Raw genomic sequence first — 22,103 nt, 5'->3', positions numbered from 1 at the left:
CGTTCCTGTCAGAATGTCAATACATCGCTGCTCCCGTTCTCGAAAGCGGGTGCAAAAGTAGGACTTTATAACATACAAGCCAAATATATAAGGGGATTTTTTACACGGAATATGAAAACTTTTTCGTAACACGCTGATTGATAAACATGTTGAAGAACATATTTTTTTTGAACGCCAGCAGAAGGGAGAAAGGGATGAAAAGAGGTACACAATATAATATATGCGCGCCCGTACGCGCGCACATATCAGAGGCTGTCAAAGCCATTTTCGTTTAAAGAATCACGCCGTTAAAGAATCGTTCCGTTTGGAAGAATACGCAGATTGACTTCGTTTTCTCCCCGTTCCAGTTCCACCAGATAATACGATTCGGTACGTGTTTCCACATAATCCGCATCATCTATCCTATAATCCGCATACGTTTTTCTGATAACATCGAGCACTGCCGCGGGAAGTTCATTCACCCGTACGCCCCATTCGGTTCTCACCCAATCCTGCGCACCGTTGAAGTACACATCTTTCTCACGTCCTTCGTGAAAAATTTCCACTTCCGTCATGCCTTTCTCCATATCGGATTCGATGATACGCGCTCCCGCATATTTCTGAGTGATGAACTCCTTGATTTTGTCGGTCAGTATGCCGCCGGCGTTATTTCCGGGTCCGGCAGGGTTCTGCTCCATCGGCGACAATTCGCCGGTGGCGGTAATCTTTACTTTCACGTCACCCATGACAGACTCCAGTTCGAGGCGGTAATATTCCTCTGCCGAAGTTACATAATGGTCTACATCGTCCACCCGGTAACCGGCATATTCAGAAGCGTCCAACGCCTGTTTCACCACAGCGGGCAATGCGGCATAGCTCATTTCGGTCTTGGTAAACAGCCAGTTGCCCGCCCCGTCAAACAGCAGTTCGCGCACTACCTTTCCATCCAGAATTTCCACTTCCGTCATGTTATCTTCACGGTCGATGTCCAGAATGCGGGCATTGGGGAAATTCGCTTTCAGGAACGCGTCCACACCTGCGGCCGGAGCTACGGGGATGTAATCGCTGTAATCATAATCTTCGTCCATGTCGACCAGTTTTTTCACCAGTACGCCGTCCTTCGAATAATAAAGGTCGATTTCCGTTGCCACGCCGTCTACCGTATTCTTCACTTCAATCACATAGACATCTTCCAGGCCATTGCGCTGAATCCGTTCCACCTCGTCGACGGTCCATGCGGAGTACTCGCTCTCGCCGAAAGCGGTTTTCACTTCTGCGGGTAATTGGTCGAAGAGGATTTCACTGTCCGTCGTCATGTACCACCGGCCGGCATTGTCGAACCAGGCCGCATATTCGCCTGCTGCCGCACGGGTAGCCGCCATATTGAAATCCGCCACCACATACTCGCCTTTCACCGACCAGTTCACATCGGTAGCATTCGGATAGAGCTGAAACAAAGCAGCCTGCGCCTCGGCACTCACCTTACCGTTTTCCGGACCACCGACAACAGGTGCATCGTCATTACTGCAACTCCACAAACTCACAGCCATACAAACCATGGCAAACAAATGTTTTTTCATAATCATTCTTTTTTTCATTTATAAATTCAAGACACTGTTTTTCTCTTTATCATAAGAGGCTTCATTGATACAACCTCTTCTCATGCCACAAAAGTATGGGGCAAATCTGGAAAGAAACTGGAAAGACTGAAAAAACATCTCCCCTCACCCCGCACACCCCGGATTAGGCGGCGCTGCTTCCCGCACAATCGCAGCCGCATCGAAGCAGGGACACTCCTTTATCCACTCTTCGGGTTCTATCTCGCCGTTGCCGTTCAGGTCGGGACTGAGGTCGCGGTGACCGCAGAGGCGGCTGCCGGGATAATCGCGCAGCAACAGCATTACGAGCACCCGCAGGGAGTGTTTCTGAAAATCGGTGCGGGTATCGGCAGGATGTCCGTGCGCATCGAGTCCGCCTTCGTAGCAGATGCCCAAACTGTGGGCGTTGTAGCCGCGGACATGCGCACCGGGCTGTGTCATGGGACGGAGCGTCTTTATATCGCCGTTCCTGCGGATATAATAGTGATAACCTGCGCCGGAGAAGCCCCGGCGCAGGTGGTCTGTTGTCAAGTCATGTTCGGTGTAGCTACGGTCACAGCGGGTAGCGGAACAGTGAATGACGATGAGGTTGATAAATCTCACTTTTATTAAGTATAAAGTTAAGTAACTTAAAAATTAAGTACGTAATTTACGTATGAAGTACAATCAGGCGGGCATTGCGTTCATGCCTAAAGCGCCTAAAACAGCCGAAGCTACGGCGATTACGATTTTAAGGAGCTTGTCCCACCAGTTTGATTTTGTTGCCATAAGATTTAAATTAAGGGTTAGGTTAAAAACTATGATAAGGGCGTGCCCGAATGCTGTTCCGCATAAAAAAGGAAAACGGGATGAAAAAAAAATCCGAAAATCAGCAGGAAACCGACTATCCGAGCGGATTCTCCTCTTCGCCGCTATTGCCGCCGCTACCACCGGAAGAACTGCCGTCCGCAGGCTTGTCCAGCGAGAAAGCCACGTTTGCCGGGCTGCGGGTGGCAGCCGTACTGCCGTTCACAAGCTTCAGCTCCTTGTCGGGCACAAAGCGGATATTCACTTTGGAGATATTCCTCACCGTGCAGTCTTCCGACTTCTCCACACCCGGACAGCGGAACGTCATGTGAAGCGTGCCGAGCTGGTTCAGCTTCACCTTGTCGCCGTTGGCAAGGTTTGCCTGAATCTCTTCCACAAGAGCCTCTATCACGTGCTTCACATCGCCTTTTGTCATGGCGCAGTTCTTCTGAATACTGGCGGAGAGGACATCAATATCCACCGTTCCGCACGTTTTGGGTTTCTGACGGAGATAATACAACATGGGAGAGCTTTTATCGCTCACGATTCTACGACGCTGAAAGCGTTCTACAAGTACATCCATAAAAATAAAGTTTAGGTTTAGATTAAAAAAAACAGTAAATAAAATTCTTAAAAGAAAAAGCCCGGGCCACACAACAAACAAAAGATTTAAGACGCCTTATCCAATAATTACTTCCCTTCTCGAGCACATTACAAAGATACGAAATCAGAGAGGCAAAGTCAAGTATTTTGCCATTTATTTTCCGGTAAAAACGAAGTTTTTTTCTAACAGGAAGAGCGTGCGTTTCTCGCCATCCACTCCAGTGTGGGTTCGTACTCGCCAATCTTCGTCAGCGTGGGGTTATGCCCGAAATATACATCTCCCGTCTCGCCGTTGCGGTGCTTGGCAAGAATCACCATGCCCAACCCTTCGGAAGGGAATTTGCTCTTGCGCTCGGACGTCAGTCCGTACAGTGCGGGACGATAGAGCAACATCACCACATCGGCATCCTGCTCGATGGCGCCGCTCTCTCTGAGGTCGCTCAGTGCAGGCCGCTTGTCGGCACGCATCTCGCACTCACGGTTCAACTGGCAGAGCAGGATAACGGGAATATCCAGCTCCTTGGCTATCAGCTTTGCCTTGCGGCTCGCTTCCGCCACTTCCTGTTCACGGTTGCGGTTCTTCTGTTCCGACTTCATATCGCAGAGTTGCAGATAGTCGATAATCAGCAGGTCGCAATGCCCCTTGCTCTTTTGCAGCAGAGCCGACGAGCGGATATGATCCATGCTCGCCTTCGGGTTGTCGTCCACATACACAGGCAGGCACGACAGTTGCCGGGCGGCTTCCAGAGCCTGTTGCTGCTCGTCGGCGCTGAGTTGCCCGCTTTTGAGGTGTCCGGCATCCAGCGAGGCAGCCTGTGCGCAGAGCCAGCGGTCGCCCAGCCTTTCGCCCTGCATTTCGAGGCTGTTCACCAACACCTGCTTCCCGGCACGTCCCGCCACCAGTGCCAGATGCAGGGCAAAGGCAGTCTTGCCCACCGAAGGACGGGCGGCTATGATGTGCAGATCGCCCCGCTGCCAGCCGGCAGTGAGCCTGTCGAGGTCGCGCAGGCCGGTGGGGATGCCGGTGATGCCGTTGCGGTTGTTCGCCACCCTGCCGTCCATTTGCCTAAGGGTATCCAGCATCAGGCGATCCATGTCGCGCAGGCAGCCGGCAAAGTCGGTTTTACCTTCCAGGTGTTCGATAAGCTGATGCAGTCCGGCCAGGGCATCGCCCAAATCCACCGACTCATCGGCGGCTACGGCAAGCAAACGATGCAGGCCGCTAATCATCTCGCGCCGGATATACATGCCGCGCAAGATAAGCGCATGATACTCCAGGTGGGCGGACGATGCCACCCTGCCCAACAGACGCGCCAGCTCGAAGGCGCCGCCCACGAACTCCAGCTTGCCACGGGCGGCAAGCTCGGCACGCACCGTAATGATGTCTATCGCCTTGCCCGCGCGGTGCATGGCAAGCAGGGCGGCAAAGATTTCGCCATACTTCGCTTCGTAAAACATTTCGGGGCACAGCTTCCCGCTTACAAGCACCATAGCGGTACTTTCGGCGAGACAAGCGCCTAAGATTACCGACTCCAGGTCGGCATCATGAGGATTGAGGATTTCTGCCATAAGGGTAAAAGGGCGATTAATTGACAAATTCGTTTTCAAAGATTCTATATTCCAGATATTTGGCAGCCTGGTAGCAGAAATGCGTATTGTTCAGGCTGAAATAATAATCTTCCACTTTCCGGTAGGCAAGTTCGCGCTCGCGGGTGGAGAGTTTTTTCCAAAGGGCGCGGACATAGCTGCCGTTCTCCACCGGCAGGTGGGTGGTGCGGCCGTAATAGGCAAGAAACTCCTTCAGCGACTCTTCGAAAGCGGCGGAAGATTTCGACTTGGCGGCAACGGGGACGGCAGCGGCGGAAAAGCTGCCGGCAGCGTTCATAACCTTCCCAATGGATGCCGGCTGTCCCGTCCAGGCATCATAGCCGGGCACATGGATGTGGCTGGGGCAACAGCCCGGCACGCGCTCGATAAGTCCTGCAGCGAAACACCGGTCGAAAAAGCGCCGGGTACGCGCCCTTGTCCAGCCGAATATGTCCGCCCAGCCCATAAAAGTGATGACGGACTCTCCACGGGCACACTGCACCCCGGCTCCGTTGCAGAATACTACGGCAGGCTTGAAGTTGACGTTTGTCAGCACCCGCAGGAAGGCTTCTTCCTCGCAGCATGCCGCACCTTTTTTCTCGCAAATCTCTTGTAGCAATGCACGCGAAACCATGACATAGCCCATTCTAAGCAAATTGTTTTTCATACTAAAGTTACAGATAAATATTGATAAATGTCGAAACCGGAAAACGACCGCTCCGGCGGTCACGGCACATGCCTTTACGTCAACCGGTTATGCACGTGCGGCAGCCATGCTTCCGGCCACGCAGCGTACACAATATAATTCAATAGAAGATAAGATATACTATCGTATATCTACGGCGTAGCGGTACGGAACGGCGACGCAGAGCGGCAGAACCGATGATGCGTTCCACCCCTACGGATGATGTATACGAGTGTAACAGACGATGTGTCCGCCCCTGACAGACGATGTGTTTTCATTGATTTCATTATTCTTTCTAATTGTTTAAAATTTATACCACACCGCCCGGAAGCGTTTCACTGCCCCAATGCACGATGAATACACAAAAATATCAAATAACGAAGAGGCATGAAAAGTAAATATTTACACGTAAAATCATGTAAATATTTACTTTACAAACAATTAGAAAGGAAAGTACGTATTTTATTTCACTGAATTAATGGTTGTGAAACAGAGACTCCGGTGGTGAGAAAGTTCCATTTGCATATAACCGTACATTCATTCACATGCAACATCGCCTCAGTTCCCTGCCGCAACGGACGGTATAAGTCACCGCCGCCAAACTCAAGGATGCCTATCCCAGTATCGGTGTCAAGCGGGAAACCCTACCGAAACTCTTCGAGTAACACAATACCGAGTTTGCCAAAAAAAATGGGATACAGCAGGGCAAAGGTAACATTCCAGCGGTATTATTCCGATGTGAAGAACCTGACTACCGACAATCTCCAAACATTCTTTGAGGGCAATCTGTGGATTATCACCCGAAGAAAGAAGACTAATACCGAATCCAATATCCGCCTGTTGAATGTTCCCCAAAAGATAAAGCCGCCCAACTATACGCAAAAATTACCGCTCAGGTGCCATTTGACAACCTTAAAACGAAACACCGATGAAAAGAAAAAGGAATATAATCACGATAGACGGGTACGGTAAAGTTGCCATGCCGACCGACATAAACACAACCGCCATGACCGAGGTCGTGCTGCAAGATTCTTGTAAACTTAATTCTCAAATGTGCAATGGATATCAATAAAAAGTGCTAACTTTGCATTTGCTAAACAATGCGTTAATGACCTGAAATAAAATATTAACACCAAGATATAAAAACACCTTCACTGTCTGATAGGCTTTGGTCAGCCTCGCAAAGATAGCGAAGGTGTTTTGCTTTAATATACGAAATAAGCAATGGGTGCATTTTGTGAAGATAGCAGAGTGAAATTTCCCACTCTTATGCATCTTATGGGGATGGGATATAAATACATATCCCAAAGGGGATTGTTCACCAAATATGTGACAATACCCAAAACGGAATCCGATACTCTCACAAACATCTTACTCCAACCGTTTTCGGAAGCCTATTTGCGCTTGAACCCTCTATCTACACAGGATGATGCAGACGCCATGCTTCACCGCATTCAGAAGTCGCTTAACAATGATGATCTCGGCAGACAGTTTTACAAAGAAATATTACTTGACACAACGAACAAAATAATCGATTTATCTTCGCCCACGAACTTCATTCGTAACAACACGTTTCAAGTAGCCACCGAAATGACTTGCGGTGATTTGTCTTGCGACAACTTTCGCCCGGACATAACCATCTTTATCAATGGTTTGCCTCTGGCTTTTATCGAAGTAAAAAAGGAGAACAATCACGAAGGAGTTGATGCCGAGCGCAAGCGTATGAAGACGAGGTTTGCCAATCCTTGTTTCCGCCGTTTTTTGAATATCACGCAAATAATGGTATTCAGCAACGATATGGAATATGACGAGCAATTGAAACAAGGAGCTTATTATGCAACCATCGGTAAAACGAATACCCTCTATAATTGCTTTCGCGAGGAAGGACAAAACAGTTTCCCTATTCAGAAAAGATACCATCCCGTTACTCCTGAAGACGAGGAAATATTGCTGCGTGACAATAATGTGCCTCAATACAAAAACAATAGCGACTACAAAACGAACTGCAAAGCCGAAACGCCAACAAAGCGCCTCTGTGAAAGCCTGTTCAGTTTTGAACGTTTCTATTTTTTCTTGCGCTATGGCATCGCTTATGTAGACCACCCAAACGGTTTACAAAAGCATGTTATGCGCTATCCGCAAGTGTTCGCCACAAAAGCGATTGAACGCCACCTTGATAAAGGGGAGCAAAAGGGTATTATTTGGCATACGCAAGGTAGCGGAAAGACTGCGTTGGCGTATTTCAATGTCAAATATCTGACCGATTATTATTCTCAGCAAGGCATTGTTCCGCAGTTTTTCTTTATTGTAGACCGTATCGACCTTTTGGAACAGGCTCAAAAAGAGTTTACTCGCAGGGGACTGAAAGTCAATCCTGTTCAAAGTAAAGAAGACTTTGCCAAGCTGATAAAGGATGGTGTGACTACCCAAAACAAAGAGGGTAAATTAGAGATAACGGTTGTCAATATCCACAAATTCTCCAAGGACAGTCGGGCACTTGCCAAAAATGCGTATAATGTCAAGGTGAAGCGCATTTACTTTATTGATGAAGCACACCGAAACTATAATCCTGAAGGCAGTTTTTTGAAAAATTTGATTGCGAGCGATGAGAATGCTATAAAAATAGCATTGACAGGTACTCCAATAATCGGTGAAGGATACAATACCAAAGATATTTTCGGGGATTATATTCATACATACTATTATAACGCGTCTATATCAGATGGTTACACGCTTCGACTTATACGCGAAGACATCGGTTCGAACTTTAAGATAACGATGAAAGAAGCCCTTAACAGCATAAGGGTAAAAAAGCAAACTGTTAAAGAAATTGATGTTTATGCCCACGAGAACTATGTACATCCTTTACTCGACTATATAATCAATGATTTGCAGGATTTCCGAAGCAAGTATTCTGACCCATCATTGGGAGCACTTGCCGTATGCAACAGTAAAGAACAGGCGATAATGATGTATCGGCTGTTTTTGGAAAACTATGCAGATGATTCTGAACTTGACAATTATACAGGTGAAGACGGACAAATAATTTACCGTAGTATTTCGGCAAATGAAATGGAGGTCAAGAAAACTTCACCGCAAAAAGGACGTTATCGCGCTGCGCTTATCTTGCATGACAGTTTTGACAAATCTACCCGTTCCAAATGGATTGATTTATTCAAAGACGGGAAAATTGACTTGCTCATTGTTTTCCAAATGCTACAAACCGGCTTTGATGCTCCACGATTGAAGAAATTGTACCTGCACCGTATGGTCAAGGAACATAACCTGCTGCAAACGCTTACACGTGTCAATCGTCCGTACAAGGCTATGAAATTCGGGCATGTAGTAGACTTTGCCAATATCGAGGAAGAATACAGTAAGACGAACAAGGATTATCAAGAAGAGCTTGAAAAAGAAGTTGGTCAAGAAAATACATCTTCAATGGATAAGCTATTTGTTACCATTGAGGAAGCAATGAAAAATGTTGCAAATGCAAAAGTAACTTTGACAGACTATGACTTGACTAATCCTCAAATTTTTTCTCGGCAACTCAATTTGGTGGATGACATTGCCACTGTCCGAGTCATCAACAAAAGTTTAGAAACACTGCGCAGTATGCAGAATATGCTGATCTCGCAGGAAAGCCCGGAAGCGAAAGACATTGTTGATATACCCGAAATATCAAATCTTATCAAAGCGGCACGCAATCGTCTTGACCTCCTCTCGTATGAGCAAAACTCAAATGACCGCGAAAGCGTGAAACAATTACTGAATGCTGCTTTGGAGAATATACATTTTTCGTTCTATAAGAAAGGTGAAGAAGAACTTGAACTTCAAGAGCAATACAAACAATCGGTAGCTCACACTCGTAACCAATTGAATGCTTGCGTTGATCCTGATGACCCGGAATATCGTTCTATACTCGCTGACTTTCTTGCTCTTTTCAAGAAAAAAGAAATGGAATCGGAGGGAGAATTTAATATGCACGACCGCGTTCAGAACATTAACGGCATACTGAAACGCATTCGCCAAATGAATGAGCGTGATGCGTTGCGGGCTATTGCCTATAACGGTGACACAAAGTTCGTGCGTGTCGAAAAACGTTTGACCGAGCAATCGGACAGAGAGGAACGGGAGCATACCGAACCTCGCACCTATGCTTGGACAAAAAAGAAAGAGCAGGTAACGGCTGTCTTGCTTCTTATAAAAGAAGATGTAGACGATGCATTCTTCCACAACGAAGCGATTGTTGAAACTCCGGCTTACTTCACGAAAAATATATTAACTTACGTCACCCGCCGTTTTAAGGATGCGCAGATTTCCACGGAACGCCCGGCTCGTAAATATGTCAGTGACGTTATTTTCAAAGAATATCAAACCATATACTGATTATGAGTATTGACATCATAAAGCAACAGACAAAAGACCTTATTGACCGTCTGAAAAGTACGACAAACAATATTGGTCTTGGCAACAGCGGAAATGAATATACGGTTATCGTAGAAACATTCCTATATAAGTTTCTCAATGATAAGTTTATCTATGAAGCAAAACGGACACTGCCCGAACTTGCCGATGCAGAGGACGTCTACGAAGCATTGGAGCGATTGCCCGATGAGGAGTACGAGGAAATGTGCGATATGATGCTCGACACTATTGTATTGAAGAAAGAGCATCTGATACCGTATCTTGCCAAACGTCAGAATGAGGATAATTTTGCAACTCTGTTTGATGCGACATTGGAGGCTATTGCCGATACCAATGAGGAGATTTTCTATATTCTCAATGAGGATGAAACCCGTATTTCCATTATGAAACCTCTCTCGGAGGTAGTAACCGGAGGGTCTGCCAAGAAAAACGGCTTTTGCAAGTCGTTAATCGGAGATGTGGCAAGTTTTTCTTTTGAAGCGGCTTTTGCTGCCGGATATGATTTCTTCTCCACCATCTTTGAATACCTTATTAAGGACTACAATTCCAATGGTGGCGGCAACTATGCCGAATACTATACGCCCCATGCAATCGCATCCATTATGGCGCAACTACTCGTCGATGAGAGCGAGGATGTTAAAAGTGTAACTTGCTATGACCCGTCAGCCGGGACAGGCACGCTTGTCATTGCCCTTGCCCACCAAATTGGAGAGCAGAACTGCACGGTGTTCACGCAGGATATCAGCGACAAATCCTCTACTATGTTGATGCTGAATCTTATACTGAACAGTATGAGCCATTCTTTGACGCACGTTATACAAGGCAATACGCTGAAACACCCTTATCATAAAGAAGGACACGAATTGCGTAAATTTGACTATATCGTTAGTAATCCGCCTTTCAAGCTCGATTTCTCCGAGTACCATTCCGACCTCAAAGCCGACCATTATCGCGGACGTTTCTTTGCAGGCATTCCCAATATACCCAACAAAGACAAGAAGGGGATGGAAATATACCTCTGCTTTTTTCAACATTTGCTATACAGCTTGAAAGACACGGGTAAGGGAGCTATCGTTGTACCTACCGGATTCATTACAGCCAAGAGTGGCATTGCGTTCAAAATTCGCAAACACCTTGTGGACAATAAGATTCTGAAAGGTGTGGTAAGTATGCCGAGTAATGTCTTCGCTAACACGGGTACGAATGTCAGTGTGGTTTTTATCGATAAGAACAAGACCGAAAAGCCTGTATTTATTGATGCGAGCAAACTTGGTGAGACTATCAAAATAGGGAAGAACCAAAAGACGAATCTCCGTTCCGATGAGATAGCGCAGATTGTAGATATTTTCCGAAACGAGAAGGTGGTAGAGCAATTCTCTGTTACTCCATCCTACGAAGAAGTGGCAGAAAAAGGGTATAGCTTTTCTGCCGGACAGTATTTCGACATTAAGATTGAATATGTTGATATTACAGAAGAGGAGTTCAAGAGGCGTATGGCAGACTACGAAAAAACACTCACCGAGCAGTTTGCCGAAAGCCATCGGCTTGAAAATGAGATAATAGCTCAATTAAAGACATTGAAATTCAATCAATAAACCATGCTTGATAGTTTGACCCAATGGGCTACTCTATTAAGCCCAATAATTAGTGTAATAGCTATAATCGTTGCATTACGTGTTGCCCGCAGTTCGTCGAAAGATGCACAGGAACAAATTAAAGCTATTCGACATTTGCTTGACATGTTTATAGCGGCAAATAGAGGATGCAAAATTTGCCGTAGAAACTGTTCATCCCCATTTATTGGCGGACCGTTAATAGAGCAAATACATGAGCACGAAAAATGTTTGAAGCGGAAGAGTATCTGAACCACCTTTTAGCTAAGCGCAAAGAGATAGAGGTCAATCTATCTTTGATTCAAGATTATATTAAAAAAGCAACACGGTAAATGGAATTGAAAAAATACAAATTAGGAGAGATACTTGATGTAACAAGAGGTGCGAGTCTCAGTGGCGAGTTCTATGCCGCTGAGGGTGAATATGTGCGCTTGACTTGCGGGAATTTCGATTACCAAAATAATTGCTTTAAAGAGAATAAGGCTAAAGACAATCTTTATTACATTGGCGACTTCAAACCGGATTTTTTAATGAAAGAGGGAGACATTATAACACCTTTGACAGAACAGGCTATTGGGTTGCTTGGCTCTACCGCTATCATTCCCGAAAGCGGTAAATATATTCAAAGCCAAGATGTGGCAAAAATTGTTTGCAAAGAACATTTGTTAGACAAGGATTTCGCTTTTTATCTTATATCCTCAAATCTTGTTAAACAGCAGCTAAGTGCTGCTGCTCAACAAACTAAAATCCGGCATACATCACCTGATAAAATCAAAGATTGCATTGTATGGATTCCCGAATTGGAGGAACAAAAACGCATAGGTAAGTTACTTCGCACTATTGACCTCAAAATAGAACTTAATCGTCAGCTAAATCAGAATTTACCGATACTTGACCGTTCATCAAGAGCGGTAGAAGTTCGTTGCGCTGCTTAGTTAATTCTGCAATTTCTTTATTGTTTTGATGAATTTGTCTGTATAATGGGGATACTTTTGCAGAGAAAGTACACATTATCTTCTCTGGAACCTTTACATATAGCAATGAACACAGAGAATCCATTACTAAGCATCTTAAGGTGCTACCCATAGCCGCTTTATCTGATTTTATCTGTATTTCATTTGAACGTAACATTCCATAAAAGAAATCATTAGGTACATTATTTTTAGCCCTAAGAGTGAATGAAGTTTCACTAATATTCCAATTACTTGGTTCTTCAAGAATATAATATGTACGACCTATTGTCCCTATTGCACTAAAAATAATATCACCAATTTGTAATTGTGAACGTGAATTGATTTTAGCTAATGCTTCATCGTCACATCTATCACAGTTATTCCAATCTATAGTTGTACCTGCTAAACTTCGGATTGTTACATAATAGTTGTTTCCATTTCCTAATACAAAGTTCTTTCTTGGGTTTAAGCCATTAGTAATACGACCAATATAGTCTCCCAACACGCAATCATTCCAACCTTCTGGAATATCTCGCTTCAAAGTTTCATTCCAAACCATAGCCCCTCCACTTGACTTATATGGTTTGCCTTCCTCATTGGGAAAGTCAAATTGTACAAACCAGTAATCATAAAGTTGTTTTGTCATCGCTTCTAAATTCTGATTTATCTGCTCATTGAGTCTGATTTTTTGGTCAAGATTCAAGAAAAATGTGCCAATGCTTTCCTCCGAACAAGAAAGTATTGGCATTTCGTATCTTAGAATTTGCTCTTTATCTCCACGAGGCATTTTACTTCCTTTGGCTCCTTGCATTACATAGTCAAAAAAAGAATCTTGAAGTAGTACGGCATAAAGAAAACTTGGTGAATGTCCCTCTTTAGCTCTAAAAACCAACACGTCAGAAGAGGCTCCACCATCTATATCTGCAAACCAAACCTTTTTGAGATATGGTCTGATATTTGCTATTAATATATCGCCACGTTGGTAGCGAGTGAGACAACAAGGCTGTGGCGGAAGATTAGATGCAACCTCTCGTCCTTTTTTATTTTGTAAAATACAATCTGTAGTAACGTATTCGGATAAAGAAATATCATTACTACTTATTTTATCAGTTACATAATATGCGATTGATGATAACTTATTCATTAGTTGTCTTCAGGTTTAAGTTTTGGGAGTTTTGAAGAAGATTTCTCAATTTTCTTTTCATTGGAAGCAACGCGTCGTTCTACCTTCTTGATGTCCTCAGCTGCTGGCAGTTCTTCCGGGCGTATGCCTCGCTGACCGAGCATTTGTCGGATGCTGCGGTTGTTATCCATATGTTCGGTAGTTATACTATGCTCACCATAAAGGTCTTTTTGTTCGACATTGTAATTTGTCATTTCTGTGGCAAGGTTTTTTGCTGCAATTGTAAGAGTTGGAAGAAAATCTGCTAATGGGCGTGTCGATTTAATGCCAAGCCGGTTCTTCATATCTTCTGTTGTATGCCCACCGAATAACACACCATCACCTTTAGAACGAATGCGTCCAAAACCTTTATCATCCACTCCGCGCTCATAAATATTACGTGATAATTGTTTTTCGGAAGAACGCAGACGATCTCTTGTTTCAAGTCGCGACAATTGTTCTATATGCTCCGCAATAAGTTCTGCGCGTCGAGTTTGTACGGCAAAATAACCTTGTGCAAAAGCTATTTCTTCTTTCTTAGGGTCGCCATTCTGTGCGACAAGATAGCACGCATAACGAGTCAGCATGAAATCTTGTATTTCACGCTTAGCCCCGCTACCCAAAGTAACCATTTTCGTGACCTCACGAAAATGGTCGTCTATGTTGATATTCTGCGTTTTACATGATTCAACAGCGCGAGTCAATGCTACTTGAAAATTCTCCCATCTTGCATACCCCAATATAATCTGCAATTCTCTCGCAAACCATACTTCTATTTTATCCGCTCCATTATCGTCTTCGATATAATGGCAAATGTCATCAAACGATTGCTTATGTTTATTGATTCTCTGCAAGTCCATAGTGCTTTTATTAGCGTTCCATATTAGACTGCAAAAGTACAAATTTTAAAGCAGAAATCAGCACGGTTATTATCCCAAATACTTCTTATGAGCTAACTTTACATTGTTTTGATTCACAATAGCATAATGTAGTGTGGTATCTATGCGTACATGACCAAGTAATCGCTGCACCTGTTCGATGGGCATACCTTTGTCGATAGCCATTGTTGCAAGGGTACGACGGAACTTATGAGGATGAACTTTTGGCATAGAAAGGGCTTGCCCCATTTTTCTGATTCTAACTTCCACACCGCTGATAGTCAGTCGTGAGTGTGGCGAATTGAGGGAAACGAATAAGGCTGGATTGCTGTCTGTTCGCTCATTAAGATATTGTTGCAAATGTAGTTTGGTACGGGCGTTGAAGTAAACGACACGTTCTTTGTTACCTTTTCCGAACACCACGCACTGCCGTTCGTGGAAATCTATATCTTCACGGCTCAGTTTGACCAACTCACCCACACGGATGCCCGTGGATGAAAGAAAGTCTATAATAGCAAGGTCTCGTTTGGTCGTGCAACTATCTCGAAGTTGCTCCAACTGTTCGTCAGAAAGCACCTCTTTTACAAGTGAATCTGTCTTAACTTTGTGAATGCGTCTTACCGGGCTTTTAGCGATATAATCTTCATCTTCCAACCATGCAAAGAAGCTGGAAAAGATGCGTCGCATATTGTCAATGGTCACTTTGCTCGATTGGTGTTCTTCTTGATAATCGGATAGATAAGTACGAATATCTGTTGTCGTAATGTGACAAATTGCCAATGAAAGCGTGACTAACAACCGTTCAATGGTATTACGGTAGTAAGTTAATGTCTTATCTGAACATCCCTCTATCTTTTTGGCTGATATAAAAGAGTTAAGAAGAAGTTCATTCTCCTGCGTTTGCTGTGTGGCACAATCGCTCTTTTCAATGATTTCTACATTATGCAGTTCTGATGTAAGCACAGCTTTAAGCCGTGCCATTTGTCGGCAATCCAAGTCACGCTGCATTTCCGCAACTATCGCCTGAATGATGTTTTCTTTCATAATTCTGATAATTTTGTTCTTATATATAATATAAGAGGCTGCTAAATCAGAATTTACCGATACCTGACCATTCATCAGAAGTGGTAGAAGTTCATCACGCTGCTTAGTCAGATTTGAGATTTCCTCTTGCAACTTGATTATCTGCCTGAAAATAGGTGATATTAATTCCTCGAATTTATCCGCAATATCTTTATTATCAGGTATGGCGATTGTGCTTTGTTGTAAATGGTCTTGCGTAATATGTCCCATCGTTGTTTTCCTTGCTTCTGCCATTTTCTTGAATACATCGACATAATCCAAAAGTTGAAAATAGTAGAATGACTTCGGGAAATCATTTGCAGATGTAACCTTAAAGATGTGCTGATTAAGTCCTCCAAGCCCATAAGCCCAGAGCATAACTTCCAGTGATGCCGACCATGAAAATAGCACATCACCATTATACACCTTTACTGATTCTGGTATATTTGACGTTACCTTTTCAGTGTCAACAGAAATACCATCGTGCATTTCTCGTATCTTGATGACAGGTAATGGTACTTCATTATCCTTTGGTCTGAATTTCTGACAAGCCAAACCATTTGTAAAAACAGCAATTTCAAAGAGATTCCCACAATGCCAGCCAACAGGAATCTTACGTTTTAACTTCTCATTCCAAAGCATTTCACCCCCGCTTGATTTATACGGCTTGCCCTCCTCGTTGGGAAAATCAAACTGCACAAACCAATAATCATAGAGTTGTTTTGCCATCGCCTCTAAATTCTGATTTAGCTGAGACAGGCTTTATTTTGTTTTGTATTTCAAGCGCAACAAAAGTATGTTTTCAATTAATTAAATCTATTATCGTTAATTCTGTTCTCATCATAGCCTTCTACATTAACCCGTAGACATAAACAGCAAATCTTCAACCACCAGGTCGAATTCTGCCGGATGGATGCTATCCTCTTGATAGTGGAAAATGGCTGAGCAGGATACATACCTGCTTCACACGCGACTCGGCAATGTATCCGTTCTCGCCACTTCCTAGGCATAACCTGCTGCTACCGCCAGGCAGCACAGCGTCACTCTGCTCAAATTCCCCAATCATACTAAAGCAAAGCCACCAAGAATCAACACCGAATTATTCTTCTATTATAAAAGCCGGTGGCGTCTTAATGCAGCGAACCGTACGGGATTTGTTTGCATTATGGTCTTCCGCCTTGGCTGTAGTCCCTGTATGAGTCCAGCTTTTGTTACCTCCACTTATGGTTGCCCACAATACCTTTGAAGCAATTGGTTTTGAAGATTCAAATTGATGGCCTAATCCTCCCAAAACCAGACTGTTTTCGTCAAAAGCGATTTGAATGTAATTGGCTGTTGCAAGGAGACCTCCCTCCCAAGCTACATCTCCTCGGCTATGGGCTGAAATAACGGCAGGTCTTCCACTACCCGTAGTGTAATTTACCGGTGCGCCATTAAGCGTGTAGTTAACAGCCCCCGATTTTAACAAATGCTCAAAATCTTTCGAAGCAGGAAGCTGGTATCCGTCCGGACAATGACTGTTTACCGGTCCATTTCCTATGATTGCCGGATTCTGGAGCGCCCCATACGAATCGAAATAGAAACGCGAGACGGATACGTCATACTTTAAATTCATTCCCTGCGCATAACGCCCTTTGTACTGACTGCCGGTTAAACGTACAAATTCCTCGTCAGAACAAGAGGCAAAATAGGCAGACAGATCACCTATTGTTTCAGATTCACTGACGGTTATCTGGTCGTCGAAACTCTTTGAGTTTCCTTGTAAGTTGAAACGACACCAGTAAGTGTCACCCATAAGGACAACAGGCAAGCCGTGATTCAGCCGGGTAACGGTGTATGTTTCATGTATGCCATTCGGGCCGTTCACGGTGAGCACACACTCCTGAGTGCTACCATTGGCTTCCGGATCGTTAGGCTTGTAACCTGCCTGAATCTCATAAACTCCTTCTCCTTGGGGTATCGCCCTTAGCCAACTGCCACCACTGACAATAACCTCACAGTTCTTAGGCACCTCCATCTGACCTAAAACACTGTCGATATATTTATTGAAATGAATGTTATAGGGAGGGGTGTTTGTAAGATGATTATACAATTCTCCCTTGAAGGTCGTTGTAGTGGCCTGGACAATTACCAACCGCCCACTGTAGTGCTCCGGCTGCTTCTTGCTGTGCATATTCAGGTACACATATTCTGTCTCAGTACCCGGTTTTTTCCAAGAAGTGCGTACCAAGAACTTTTTCCCTTGAAGGTCGGCACGAGTTTCCGTATACGGAGTAATGGAGGCTGTCGTACCATCAATTGTGAATTCTGCATCTTCCGGCACCTTATCCAGTACAAGTATTGACGTTGACTCCTTGCTCGGGAGGTAAACCGTATCTTTTGTTGCACTTAAATATGCCCCTTCAGACAAAGTAGAAAGTTCACTATTAACCAGAATACTGGAAGAAGGTTTTGCCGTGATAGTTTCTTCGGTTTCCCAACTTTCATTTTCCACGGATATACTTGCCTGCAAATTAGCATTGTCTCCGCAAAATAACTTTATTTTATAAATGCAGTTTCTATGGATTGTGTCAGGCAGTGCCAGTGAAAGTGTGACAGGATCTCCTTCAAGGGTGCCATGCAGCTCTACAGGAATACCGTCCCCCACCTGTTCATACAGGTAGACTAATCCGGTATGTTCACCCGGGCTCAGTGGTGTATCGAATGTTGTATCTATTTTTGCCAATGCTGCACCGGATGGCGAACTGACCGGGTTTTGAGGAAACAGGAATGCTTCACAATGTATGTTATCCATACTTATTCTATTGATTTGTATGTCGGCATCGTCAGCTATTTTTAAGTCTATTCTGGCAATGGCTCGTGTAAGCAATACTTGGGTGGAACTTTCTTGGCTTCCGGTTAAGTCTGCCTTTCCAGTCATCACCGGTTTCTCTCCATCTGCTTGAGGAGAGGAAGAGGATATTGTAGTGGCAAGCAGTTCGGTCTCTTTCAATCGGCCTATTTCCTCTGTGATTCCATTCAGCAGCTTACCGGTGTTTACAAAGAAATAGATTTGCCCTTCTTCGGCTAACGAGCTGATTGTAGTGTATCCGTTCTTATCCACTGTCAGATTTTTGTAAACGTCGGACAGAACTCCCTCTTTGAACAGATAAGCCTCTATGCTTCCTAACAGGTCCGTATTAAGAACTGTTTCCGAATTCGGTGTATAGACCAAAAGCCGGAGCGAATGCTCATTCTGAATATCATTTGTTTTTCCAGTATCAAAATCCTCCTTAGAGCATCCGATGCAAAGTATTGAAAATAATACAGATATAATAACAGACAAATGTTTCATAACTATTAGTAGATATTGGGATTACTTCTTGATTTTAATATTGTGTGGGAATTGACAGGAAAATCTTTTATGTTATTCTTGTAGAACACATCAGCGCATCCCGAAGCCCACTGTCCGTATGTCATAGTGCTATTATGGCTGTAGCCTAAACAATGACCTAATTCGTGAAAAATAGTGGAACAACATCCGCCGCTGTTTTCGTAATGATAAAGGAAAGATTTCTGATAGACTCCCCATGTTCTGCCCCCACCTAATCCTGATACACCATTGCCACTATATACAAGTCCGATGTCGAATCCGGAAAGGTTTTCCAGTCTGGATATAAGCGTTGATGTGTCAACTGGATACCTGTTATTGTCAAGAAGTTTTCCTTGGAACGTCGAAACCCGCTGCTGGAACTTTTCCAGCGTACACATATATCCGATATTCAAATAGAGTGCAACAGCTTCCCTGCAATGTACAGGGCGTATTCCCCACCAGTTATTGTTGGGAACACCTGTTACGGGATTTCCTCCATTAAGTACGAATTTGATGTACCATTTCGCTTTTATCTGAGAAATCTTAGTCCAATACGGGTCGTTGCAAGCTATCTTAAAACTCAAGGAAGCCGGATTCACCTCTTCTGCTGAAAGTTGTTGAATTTTCCCTGATTCAGTGCGGTATAATCCTTTCTCCAATACCTTTATCGATGTCTTAATGTCGGCAAATGCCGGAATGTTGTCAATGTAAACGAACTCCACATATTCATCCATAGTCGGACTTTTTGCCATGACTGTAACCTCTTTTATGCCTACGGGAGAGTAAAATCTCATGTGCAAACTATCGTTCTCCATATTTATCTGCAAAGGTTGGGTTATACGAAATGACCGCTGATTTGCATTGGTATAGACTGAAGCAGGTTCTTCATCACTTAGAATCGTATAATAATTTAGAGGAGTGAGTTCATCGGCAAGGTTAATACCCACATTGTCGTCCGGATGTACAGCCTGCACATGTATGGCAGAATGCTTGGCGGCATCTAAGGTTGCCTTTGTATCATACTCCGTGTCAAAACTTTCCTTTCGGTGATTGATTGTATTTACTACTACTTGACCGGAAAAACCATCCTTTACGGTAGGGAAAAATAAGAACTGTTTTTGTTCCGATAAAGAGAAGGATGCTATGCTTCGCTGTCCCGAATGGCTGCCGTCTGCATGCAGGGCAGAATAGCTCCTGCTGTCTTCCGAGGGAATAAATTGACAGTCGTGAACCGATTTGCGCACGTAATCGCTTTTGTATTGTACGTCAAAAGAAACCAGCCCTACAGCCTGGGGAATGCGTATTTCCTCTATCTTGGTTTTTCCGTCTATTACCGAGAATTGGTGATTCGTATAATAATATTGGGCTTTCAGAGGCTTCGCCGGCGTATTTTCAGGAAAAGACAGCCACGGTGAGGAACTCTTCTCTATTTTATGTATTTGGGCTCCATCCTCTTTATAGTTACCTTTCATGGCTAATATAAGAAGGTTATAGGTGCCGGTTTCGAGCCCTTCCACCATAATTGTTGCAGGATCGGGGAATTTAACTTCACGGTCGATGTCAATTTGGCCCTCTTTGAGAATATAGGCACAAAGAGTATCGAAAGATGCGGTCAAATCCAGGGTGCGGGTAGCGGAACCCGTATCGTCAAAAGAGTCTGCCTTTAAACGAAACAAAACACCCGTGCCGTCATATTCGGCTAACGGATAACTATTGTCTTCTATTTCGTCCCGGGTGCAAGAACACAAGAACGGTAGAAGAAAACAATAAATAAAAATTACTTTTGAGGTACGCATAAATAATTCGGTTAAATTACGTTTTATTTTAAGGAATGAAAATTGTATAACCCCTTAAGAAGAGATTTCGCTGCAAAGGTAGTATGTTTTGTTTTTCTGTAGTTGCATATTTGGCTGTTTAAGTTATCAATACGACTTTCTTTTCTCGGTAGATGTTGGTTCTGATGTGTGGTATAGGAAGTGGGAGTTTAAAATTGTTGAAAATATAATCACAGACTCATCTTTTTTATAATATAACTCGTTAATTGACCGGTTTTATGATTTTGAATTTATAATTCGTTTCTAATTTATAATTTTGCAATCTTTTGAACTATTGAGTAATAGACTTCAATTATTGCATTAAAAAAAGTAAAGATATGGCATCAGTAAAAATTATACTGGAGAAAGGAAGGGAGTATAAATCCGGAGGATTTCCTTTAGTAGTTCAAATTATTCATAAGCGTCGAAAACGCGCGATTTATGTCGGGTACGGGGTGAAAAGCGACTGTTTTAATTCTGAACAGGAAAAGGTTGTCTATTCTCCTACAGGAACACTAACCACCAGACAGGTAAAAGATGCAAATACAAAAGCAAAGGATATTAAATCTGAAATATTAGAAAAAGTAATCTTGCTTGAATCTGAAAAGCGGGAATATACTGTTAAAGATGTTTTGAGCTATTATAATGAGGGGCAGCAAGTGAAATATCTCTATAAGTTCTTTGAGTATGAAATAGCGAGGTTGCATACTAATGGGAAAATATGTACGTCGAATTCTTATCAATGGACATTAAATTCGCTACGGAAGAATTTTAGTGAACGGGATATCTTGTTTGCTAATATGACGCAGGGTATGATAGTAGAGTACTGTGATAAGTTGAAGGCCAATGGCGTCAGTGATAATACGGTGAACTATTATATACATAATTTACATGCGATTTATAATAAAGCGCTGAATAAGGGTGTGAAATGCGCCTCGAATAGTCCGTTTTACTCTTTACATCTGAAGCAGGTAAAAACTGCCAAAAGAGCTCTGAATTGTGATGAGATGAGACAGATAGTTAAAACGGATTTGACGGATAAGCCGCACTTTGCCCTAGCGAGAGATGTTTTCATGTTTAGCTTTTATACGCGTGGAATGTCATTTGTGGATATTGTAAAGCTGAAGCATGAGGATATAAAAGAGGGGATTATTTCATATAAACGTAGTAAAACCGGAAGGCCTTTGCAGGTTGAGGTAACTGAGCAAATACAGAAAATTATGGATAGATATAGCTCTGATAGTATTTATGTGTTTGGTATGATAGAAGGCGACACTCCTTATAATCTATATAAATCTTATAAGAACGCGTATGTGCGATTGAATCGTAACTTGAAACAGATAGCTCAGCAGTTGTCGTTAGGCGTCAATCTGACCAGTTATGTAGCAAGGCATTCATGGGCCAATATTGCCAAACAAAAAGGAATCCCCATAGCTATTATCAGTGAAGGTATGGGGCATAGTTCCGAGCGTCTGACGCGTATCTATCTTAAGGATTTTGACAGTTCCGTCATTGATGATGCCAATAAATTGGTGAGTTGCCTATAAATATTCTGACTTACTTCTATGATTTTTAGTGTTTTTTTTGCTACATTTGTTGCATG

General features: G+C 43.4%; 15 protein-coding genes and 2 pseudogenes. 5 read left to right on the top strand and 12 right to left on the bottom strand.

Annotated elements, in window-relative coordinates; genetic code table 11:
* Positions 1 to 287 precede the first annotated feature (287 nt).
* The 6 genes from AB5903_RS13400 to AB5903_RS13375 all read right to left on the bottom strand — a co-directional run bounded on the left by AB5903_RS13400 (position 288) and on the right by AB5903_RS13375 (position 5,220).
* On the bottom strand, positions 288 to 1,565 hold the full coding sequence (locus tag AB5903_RS13400) for a PepSY-like domain-containing protein (RefSeq protein WP_368117935.1): 1,278 nt from the start codon (positions 1,563 to 1,565) through the stop codon (positions 288 to 290).
* Between the two features lie 138 nt (positions 1,566 to 1,703).
* A complete protein-coding gene (locus AB5903_RS13395; protein ID WP_117666696.1) occupies positions 1,704 to 2,180 on the bottom strand; it encodes an N-acetylmuramoyl-L-alanine amidase in 477 nt (158 codons plus the stop codon).
* A gap of 63 nt (positions 2,181 to 2,243) precedes the next feature.
* The gene (locus AB5903_RS13390; protein WP_016661691.1) at positions 2,244 to 2,345 is read right to left on the bottom strand and encodes a smalltalk protein; all 102 of its coding nucleotides are present in this window, start codon (positions 2,343 to 2,345) and stop codon (positions 2,244 to 2,246) included.
* 115 nt (positions 2,346 to 2,460) lie between these two features.
* Complete coding sequence (locus AB5903_RS13385; protein WP_368117934.1) at positions 2,461 to 2,946, bottom strand: HU family DNA-binding protein; 486 nt, start codon at positions 2,944 to 2,946, stop codon at positions 2,461 to 2,463.
* 203 nt (positions 2,947 to 3,149) lie between these two features.
* Entirely contained in the window at positions 3,150 to 4,535 is a 1,386-nt protein-coding gene (gene dnaB, locus AB5903_RS13380) for a replicative DNA helicase (RefSeq protein WP_368117933.1), read from the bottom strand.
* A gap of 16 nt (positions 4,536 to 4,551) precedes the next feature.
* Positions 4,552 to 5,220 (bottom strand): hypothetical protein, encoded by a 669-nt coding sequence (locus AB5903_RS13375; RefSeq protein ID WP_117945779.1) that lies wholly within the window; start codon positions 5,218 to 5,220, stop codon positions 4,552 to 4,554.
* Positions 5,221 to 5,825: 605 nt separating this feature from the next.
* Here AB5903_RS13375 and AB5903_RS13370 point away from each other — a divergent pair.
* The 4 genes and pseudogenes from AB5903_RS13370 to AB5903_RS13355 form a co-directional block, all read left to right on the top strand.
* A pseudogene (locus tag AB5903_RS13370) lies at positions 5,826 to 6,099 on the top strand (hypothetical protein); the annotation flags it as partial.
* A 363-nt stretch (positions 6,100 to 6,462) separates the two neighbouring features.
* Positions 6,463 to 9,627, top strand: coding sequence for a DEAD/DEAH box helicase family protein (locus tag AB5903_RS13365; RefSeq protein ID WP_195658599.1), 3,165 nt, complete (start codon positions 6,463 to 6,465; stop codon positions 9,625 to 9,627).
* A gap of 2 nt (positions 9,628 to 9,629) precedes the next feature.
* A complete protein-coding gene (locus tag AB5903_RS13360) occupies positions 9,630 to 11,261 on the top strand; it encodes a class I SAM-dependent DNA methyltransferase (protein WP_181979053.1) in 1,632 nt (543 codons plus the stop codon).
* Positions 11,262 to 11,611: 350 nt separating this feature from the next.
* Complete coding sequence (locus AB5903_RS13355; RefSeq protein WP_368117932.1) at positions 11,612 to 12,214, top strand: restriction endonuclease subunit S; 603 nt, start codon at positions 11,612 to 11,614, stop codon at positions 12,212 to 12,214.
* Here the strand turns inward: AB5903_RS13355 and AB5903_RS13350 are convergent.
* The 6 genes and pseudogenes from AB5903_RS13350 to AB5903_RS13325 all read right to left on the bottom strand — a co-directional run bounded on the left by AB5903_RS13350 (position 12,138) and on the right by AB5903_RS13325 (position 20,482).
* Positions 12,138 to 13,376, bottom strand: coding sequence for a restriction endonuclease subunit S (locus AB5903_RS13350; RefSeq protein ID WP_368117931.1), 1,239 nt, complete (start codon positions 13,374 to 13,376; stop codon positions 12,138 to 12,140). The genes AB5903_RS13355 and AB5903_RS13350 overlap by 77 nt on opposite strands.
* A complete protein-coding gene (gene dinD / locus AB5903_RS13345) occupies positions 13,376 to 14,254 on the bottom strand; it encodes a DNA damage-inducible protein D (protein ID WP_117742685.1) in 879 nt (292 codons plus the stop codon). Before dinD ends, AB5903_RS13350 begins: the two co-directional genes overlap by 1 nt.
* A 69-nt stretch (positions 14,255 to 14,323) precedes the next feature.
* Complete coding sequence (xerA, locus tag AB5903_RS13340; RefSeq protein WP_117666688.1) at positions 14,324 to 15,316, bottom strand: site-specific tyrosine recombinase/integron integrase; 993 nt, start codon at positions 15,314 to 15,316, stop codon at positions 14,324 to 14,326.
* Positions 15,317 to 15,478: 162 nt separating this feature from the next.
* Positions 15,479 to 15,976, bottom strand: a pseudogene (locus AB5903_RS13335) (restriction endonuclease subunit S); the annotation flags it as partial.
* A gap of 457 nt (positions 15,977 to 16,433) precedes the next feature.
* Positions 16,434 to 18,668 carry a hypothetical protein gene (locus AB5903_RS13330; RefSeq protein WP_368117930.1) on the bottom strand — a complete coding sequence of 745 codons (2,235 nt, stop codon included), beginning with the start codon at positions 18,666 to 18,668 and terminating at the stop codon, positions 16,434 to 16,436.
* A 5-nt stretch (positions 18,669 to 18,673) separates the two neighbouring features.
* Positions 18,674 to 20,482 (bottom strand): hypothetical protein, encoded by a 1,809-nt coding sequence (locus AB5903_RS13325; RefSeq protein WP_368117929.1) that lies wholly within the window; start codon positions 20,480 to 20,482, stop codon positions 18,674 to 18,676.
* Between the two features lie 356 nt (positions 20,483 to 20,838).
* Here AB5903_RS13325 and AB5903_RS13320 point away from each other — a divergent pair, with 356 nt between their 5' ends.
* Positions 20,839 to 22,047, top strand: coding sequence for a tyrosine-type recombinase/integrase (locus AB5903_RS13320; protein ID WP_368117928.1), 1,209 nt, complete (start codon positions 20,839 to 20,841; stop codon positions 22,045 to 22,047).
* The last annotated feature ends 56 nt before the right edge of the window (positions 22,048 to 22,103 follow it).

The organism is Bacteroides sp. 2201st1_D9_2201SCRN_220225, from assembly GCF_040928965.1.
Lineage (GTDB): Bacteria > Bacteroidota > Bacteroidia > Bacteroidales > Bacteroidaceae > Bacteroides > Bacteroides stercoris.
This window is presented reverse-complemented; position numbering and strand designations above follow the sequence as displayed.

Bases quoted from the DNA above. Each gene is read 5' to 3' on its own strand.
- AB5903_RS13400 (WP_368117935.1), bottom strand. From the start codon at position 1,565: ATGATTATGAAAAAACATTTGTTTGCCATGGTTTGTATGGCTGTGAGT.
- AB5903_RS13390 (WP_016661691.1), bottom strand. From the start codon at position 2,345: ATGGCAACAAAATCAAACTGGTGGGACAAGCTCCTTAAAATCGTAATC.
- AB5903_RS13385 (WP_368117934.1), bottom strand. From the start codon at position 2,946: ATGGATGTACTTGTAGAACGCTTTCAGCGTCGTAGAATCGTGAGCGAT.
- dnaB (WP_368117933.1), bottom strand. From the start codon at position 4,535: ATGGCAGAAATCCTCAATCCTCATGATGCCGACCTGGAGTCGGTAATC.
- AB5903_RS13375 (WP_117945779.1), bottom strand. From the start codon at position 5,220: ATGAAAAACAATTTGCTTAGAATGGGCTATGTCATGGTTTCGCGTGCA.
- AB5903_RS13365 (WP_195658599.1), top strand. From the start codon at position 6,463: ATGGGTGCATTTTGTGAAGATAGCAGAGTGAAATTTCCCACTCTTATG.
- AB5903_RS13360 (WP_181979053.1), top strand. From the start codon at position 9,630: ATGAGTATTGACATCATAAAGCAACAGACAAAAGACCTTATTGACCGT.
- AB5903_RS13355 (WP_368117932.1), top strand. From the start codon at position 11,612: ATGGAATTGAAAAAATACAAATTAGGAGAGATACTTGATGTAACAAGA.
- AB5903_RS13350 (WP_368117931.1), bottom strand. From the start codon at position 13,376: ATGAATAAGTTATCATCAATCGCATATTATGTAACTGATAAAATAAGT.
- dinD (WP_117742685.1), bottom strand. From the start codon at position 14,254: ATGGACTTGCAGAGAATCAATAAACATAAGCAATCGTTTGATGACATT.
- xerA (WP_117666688.1), bottom strand. From the start codon at position 15,316: ATGAAAGAAAACATCATTCAGGCGATAGTTGCGGAAATGCAGCGTGAC.
- AB5903_RS13330 (WP_368117930.1), bottom strand. From the start codon at position 18,668: ATGAAACATTTGTCTGTTATTATATCTGTATTATTTTCAATACTTTGC.
- AB5903_RS13325 (WP_368117929.1), bottom strand. From the start codon at position 20,482: ATGCGTACCTCAAAAGTAATTTTTATTTATTGTTTTCTTCTACCGTTC.
- AB5903_RS13320 (WP_368117928.1), top strand. From the start codon at position 20,839: ATGGCATCAGTAAAAATTATACTGGAGAAAGGAAGGGAGTATAAATCC.